The sequence below is a fragment of the Burkholderiales bacterium genome (assembly GCA_035560005.1).
Taxonomy (GTDB): domain Bacteria; phylum Pseudomonadota; class Gammaproteobacteria; order Burkholderiales; family Eutrophovitaceae; genus DASRFY01.
This window is the reverse complement of the sequence record DATMAN010000049.1, coordinates 1-4,919: the sequence shown is the minus strand read 5'-3', so window position 1 is coordinate 4,919 and position 4,919 is coordinate 1. Positions and strand designations below refer to the sequence as shown.

Sequence of the window (4,919 nt, the reverse complement as noted above, 5' to 3'; positions counted from 1 at the left end):
AATCGCCGCAGCTTCATTTATCTGGGCAATCTCGTTTCGGCGATCATGGCGTGCGTTTCAAGCGATCGCGCCGCAGACCGCACCTTTCTGGTCTCCGACGGGGAGGATCTCTCGACCCCCGACCTGATTCGGCGGCTGGCTCTCGCGCTCGGCGTTTCGCCCCGGCTGTACCCGTTTCCGATGGCAGGGCTGCGATTCGCGGGAGCGCTGCTCGGCCGGCGCGATCAGATTGCGCGGCTGGTGGACTCGCTCCAGGTCGACAGCGCAAGGATCCGGGAGGAACTTGGCTGGACACCGCCGGTTTCGGTCGCGCAAGGGCTGCTGGAGACCGCGCAGTGGTTCGCAGCAGCACAGGGCGCCCAGTGAATCCTGTGCCGAAATTCCGGGACGGACACTTATAATTCGCCCGGTGAACGGGCCTCCCCTTTCTGCTTGCCTCGTTACTGCCGCGGTCGCTGGGGTCTTCTCCGCCGTGCTCGTGCGCTTGCTGCTGAAACTGAACCTCGCGCTCGATACACCGAACCATCGATCTCTTCATACTGCGCCCACGCCGCGCACCGGCGGCCTCGGTGTGCTGGCCGGCACATTGCTGGGTGCCGTGGCCTCGGTCGGCATTGCGCGTCCGGAAATCTGGATCGCACTGGCTCTCGCCTTGATTTCGTTCATTGACGACCGCTTCGATCTGCCGATCGCTCTCCGCCTGATCGCCCAGTTGGCGGCTGCCGGCGGGTTCGTGTGGATCTCGGCGTTGTGGATCGGAGTGGTGCCGGCACTGCTCATGGTGATCGGCCTCGTGTGGATGACCAACCTGTACAACTTCATGGACGGCGCCGACGGGCTGGCCGGTGGCATGGCTGTATTCGGGTTTGGCGCTTACGCCATTGCTGGAGCGCTTCAGGGCGGCGGCGACGTGGCGCTGATCTCGCTGTCCGTGGCCTCCGCGGCGGCTGGATTCCTTCTGTTCAACTTTCCGCCCGCACGAATCTTCATGGGGGACGTGGGTTCCATTCCGCTCGGCTTTCTGGCAGGCGCGCTGGGCTTGCTCGGCTGGCGCGACGGGATCTGGCCCGCGGTCTTTCCCGTCATCGTGTTCGCTCCCTTTATCGTGGATGCCACGGTAACCTTGATCAAACGCGGTCTGCGCGGACAAGCGGTCTGGCGGGCGCATCGCGAGCATTACTATCAGCGCGTCATTCTCTGCGGATGGTCTCACCGGCGCACGGCTCTCGTCGAATATGCGTTGATGGGTACCTGTGCCGCGGTGGGGCTGTTCTTTGTATTCGCGAAGCCGGCGGTGAGCGCGACGATGATCGTGCTGCTCGGCGTGACGCTCGTTACGCTGATGGCGATGGTTGACCGGCTCTGGCAGTTGCGCCCGCCCGTGAAGAGCTGAACGCGATGAGAGCACCGGGTATTCGGCCAACCCTGGCTTTCCTGCACGACCTGATTGCGGTCGCAATTGCATGGACGCTCGGCTTTCTTCTCCGGTTCAATTTCGAAGTGCCAGCGGCCTACGTCGAGATCTGGGCTTCGACGGTCGGCTGGGTGGTTCTGATCGACGGTGCGCTGTTTCTGGCGTTTCGCCTCTACAGGGGGCTGTGGCGTTACGCGAGCATTCACGATCTGAAGCTATTGCTGATGGCTGTCGGCATCGCGGCGCTGGCAGTGCCGGCGGCCTTTGTCCTGACCTTTCCGGGTCTGGTGGTTCCACGATCCGTCTATGTGCTGCATCCCGTGCTGCTGGCGGCCATCATGAGCGGCAGCCGACTTGTGTACCGGGCATGGAAGGATCGTCGAGTCGGCAGACTCGGGGCCCTGGATGGAAAACCGGTCATGATCCTTGGCGCGGGCAACGCGGCGGTGTCACTCCTGAAAGACCTGGCCGGTAGCCGTGAATGGCGTGTCATCGGCCTGCTCGACGACGACAGCACCAAGATCGGTCGTCAGATCCTCGGCGCGACGGTCCTGGGTCCGATCAGCGCACTGCCGGAGATGGCGGAGCGATACGGCGTCGAGAACGCCATTATCGCGATGCCCTCCGCCTCCCATCACGTGCGCAGGCGTCTGGTCGATCTGTGCCAGCGCAGCGGGGTCAAGGTGCTGACCGTACCCTCGTTCGACGACCTGATGAGCGGGCGCGTGTCGGTGTCGCAGATCCGCGCGGTGGAGCTGGACGATCTGCTCGGGCGCGATCCCGTCAAGCTCGATTCCGACGGTTTGCATCGCTTGATCGAGGGTCAGACGGTCTTGGTGAGCGGTGCGGGCGGTTCGATCGGTTCCGAGTTGTGCCGCCAGATCGCCAAGTTCTCGCCTGGCCGGCTGGTCATGCTCGAGCTGTCCGAATATCAGCTCTATGAGATCGAACAGGAATTCCGTGAGCGTTTTCCTGAAACGCCCTTTGTGCCCCTGGTGGGGGACGTAAGGGACGAGTCGCGTGTTCGGCAGGTGCTGATGCAGCACAAGCCCCGGGTCGTATTCCACGCGGCGGCCTACAAGCACGTCCCGTTGATGGAAGATGGCAATGCCTGGGAAGCGGTGCGCAACAACGTCGGAGGAACGCTTGTACTCGGGCAGGCGGCCATCCGTCAGGGTGTAGACAAGTTCGTGCTGGTATCGACCGACAAGGCGGTGAACCCCGCGAACGTGATGGGAGCTACCAAACGCCTGGCGGAAATGGTGTGCCAGCGTCTGCAGGCGTCGGGCGGGACCCGCTTCGTGCTGGTCAGGTTCGGCAATGTCCTGGGCAGTACCGGCAGCGTGATTCCGAAGTTCAGGAAACAGATCGAGCGCGGTGGCCCCGTCACGGTCACCCATCCAGAGATCGCGCGTTACTTCATGTCGATCCCCGAGGCAGCGCAGCTCGTCTTGCAGGCAGCGTCGATGGGCCAGGGGGGCGAAATATTCGTTCTGGACATGGGAGAGCCGGTGCGTATCGTGGATCTCGCCCGGGAAATGATCCGGTTGTCGGGATTCGACGAGGAAGAGATCAGAATCGTGTTTACGGGCCTGCGCCCCGGGGAGAAGCTGCATGAGGAATTGCTTGCCGACGGAGAGGAATCTCTGCCAACGCCGCACCCGAAGCTCAGGATCGCGCGCTCCCGGCCCGTGAACGGCGAACTGATCATGGAACTGGAGGCGTGGCTGGCTTCCGACGACATCAACTCCGACTCGAGCGTGCGCGAGCAGTTGCGCAGATGGGTGCCCGAGTACGGGAAGCACGTGCCAGATCTGCGTCGTGAGGTCGTTCAGTCTTGATCTTGTGTGCGGAAGATGCCGCCAGCCTCACCTGTCGATCTGCAGGATGCGCAGACGATTTCCGCGTGCCGGACAACTGCGAGGTTCGTGAGCACTCGTGAGTCGGGAAAGCCGCAGCGGCGTCGGTAGTTCTCCGTTTGCATTCAGGCAGCCGCGCGCCTTCTCTCTTCGCGCGCTGAAGGACCCTGGCGCCGCAGCTTGGCTGGCGCTTGCGGTTCTGTTCGTCTTTTCGTTGCCGCACGTCATCGCGCTGCGGAATCTTCTGTTGCTGATGCTCGCCGTTGTTGTGTTTCGGGAACTGCGAGGGGTGCGCTTGCTGGCGGGTGATCCTTCACTGCGCCTGGCGGCCAGCGCTTTCGTCTTGCTTCTGCTGTGGATGGGTTGTGTCGTTCTCTTCGTCTCGGAGAGCCCGTGGGAATCGCTTCGTGCCTTCGCTGGCGAGTGGGGACGGGCTTCGATCGTGCTGATCCTGGGCGGCGGCGTGACTTTGGCACTGCACCGCAAAAAGCAATCGGACTTCACGTCGACCGTGGTTCTGGTCATCTTCGGCGCGGGGACGCTGCATATGCTGGGTCACGATCTGGCAGCCCTGTTGCACTGGGTCCGGTTTGGAAACCTGCCGGCACATTTTTCCGGGATCTCCGATCACAAGGCGAATGCCACTTATGTGTTTGCCTTGCTGCTGCCAGTCCTGGCGGCTGAAGCTTATGCGCGACACGCCTGCCACCGATCGCTATTGGGTCTTCCTCTCGTCTTGTCCGCTATTGCCCTGGCGCTCGGCGTGTTCGCGTTGATCACCGCTTCAGCGACAAACGGCTGGATCGTCGCCGTGAGTCTTGCGTTGCTGGCGCTGGGCTTCACTCTTGCCGAAAGGGATCGGAGCAACCCATTGCACATGACCCGTGTGCGCATTCTCGTTGCGCTGTGCACCGCGTTTGTCGCGGTCGCGGTAGTCGCGATTGTCACCGACCGCCGTTACGAAGGATTTGTCGAGACGGTGAAGATCGGCTGGGATACCGAATCGAACCGGCAGTGGCTGGACGCGGAGAAGACCAGGGTATTCCCGCTGCGTTCGAACGGTCAGCCGGTGGATCCGTCCACCTACTCGAGGATAGCCTGGGCGAAGGAAGGCATGCGCCTGCTGCTGGAGCATCCGCTCGGCGTGGAGATCGGAAAGCACACCTTCCAGCGGCTCCTCGAGCGGAAGTACGGGGCCGCCGATCTTTCTCACTCGCACGTCGGGCTTATAGATCTCGGCCTCAACGCGGGATTTCCCGGAATCGCCTTGTGGCTCGCTTTCCTGGTTGCGCTCGGCTGGCAAGGGATCGCCACTTTGCGCAAGTCGAGACACGCAGTCGGCCTGGCTTTGTTTCTGACTGTTGTCGGCTTCGCGATCCGGATGCTTGTCGACGGCACGCTGCGAGATCACATCCTGGAACAGTTCATGTTCTGCGTTGGAATGCTCGCGGCGGCTTGCGCCCTCTCGCGCTCGGAAGATTCCGTTGCGACCGTCTGATGCCATCTGGTTGATCTTGTCGCACGCGTTCAACATGGACGGACGCGCGGCGAGTCATACGATTACCGACAAGATTCCTCACCTGCTGGCAAGGGGGATTCGCCCCATCGTGCTCAGTGCCGCGACCGGCAAGAAGGATCGGCTGGTG

4 protein-coding genes are annotated in these 4,919 nt (G+C 62.5%); all 4 read left to right on the top strand.

Annotation, left to right across the window (positions count from 1 at the left end; all coding sequences use genetic code 11):
• Window positions 1–366 (top strand): NAD-dependent dehydratase (locus VNM24_07130; GenBank protein ID HWQ38372.1); only part of this gene is annotated, 366 nt, incomplete at its 5' end.
• 106 nt (window positions 367–472) lie between these two features.
• Window positions 473–1,393 (top strand): glycosyltransferase family 4 protein, encoded by a 921-nt coding sequence (locus tag VNM24_07125; protein ID HWQ38371.1) that lies wholly within the window; start codon window positions 473–475, stop codon window positions 1,391–1,393.
• Window positions 1,394–1,398: 5 nt separating this feature from the next.
• On the top strand, window positions 1,399–3,255 hold the full coding sequence (locus tag VNM24_07120) for a nucleoside-diphosphate sugar epimerase/dehydratase (protein ID HWQ38370.1): 1,857 nt from the start codon (window positions 1,399–1,401) through the stop codon (window positions 3,253–3,255).
• 271 nt (window positions 3,256–3,526) lie between these two features.
• Window positions 3,527–4,771, top strand: coding sequence for an O-antigen ligase family protein (locus tag VNM24_07115; protein ID HWQ38369.1), 1,245 nt, complete (start codon window positions 3,527–3,529; stop codon window positions 4,769–4,771).
• The last annotated feature ends 148 nt before the right edge of the window (window positions 4,772–4,919 follow it).

Bases quoted from the DNA above. Each gene is read 5' to 3' on its own strand.
- VNM24_07115 (HWQ38369.1), top strand. From the start codon at position 3,527: ATGCTCGCCGTTGTTGTGTTTCGGGAACTGCGAGGGGTGCGCTTGCTG.
- VNM24_07120 (HWQ38370.1), top strand. From the start codon at position 1,399: ATGAGAGCACCGGGTATTCGGCCAACCCTGGCTTTCCTGCACGACCTG.